Genomic DNA, 393 nt, shown 5'->3' with positions numbered 1-393 from the left:
AGATCAAAATCAAGATCAAAAGCAAGAGCACAGCGGCCTGACAGCCGGCTTGAGTGGTGTAGATCAAGAGCGAAGAGCTATCGCTGGTTTGATTGGGCTTGTGGGTGTACCGAGATGCCTAACGCGGCGCGATCACTGTGGGAGCTGGCTTGCCTGCGATGGCATCGATTGGGTGTGCCTGATGTACCGAGGTGCTTGCATCGCAGGCAAGCCAGCTCCCACATTTTGACCGAGATCGACAGTCAGAAACCGGTCGGCTCTAAGGCCGCCGCGTCTGCTTTTGATTTTGATCTTAGGCGCCCCGTTAAACACGCTGGCCGAACGCAGGCTTGAATCCGTGGGTAACCCGGCAGGACGCCGGGTTAGCCGTCCCGGGCCAAGGATGGCCCATGA

The organism is Pseudomonas sp. P7548 (genome assembly GCF_013386585.1).
Taxonomy (GTDB): Bacteria; Pseudomonadota; Gammaproteobacteria; order Pseudomonadales; family Pseudomonadaceae; genus Aquipseudomonas.
The sequence above is the reverse complement of the archived record's forward strand: the minus strand, read 5'-3'. Positions refer to the sequence as shown.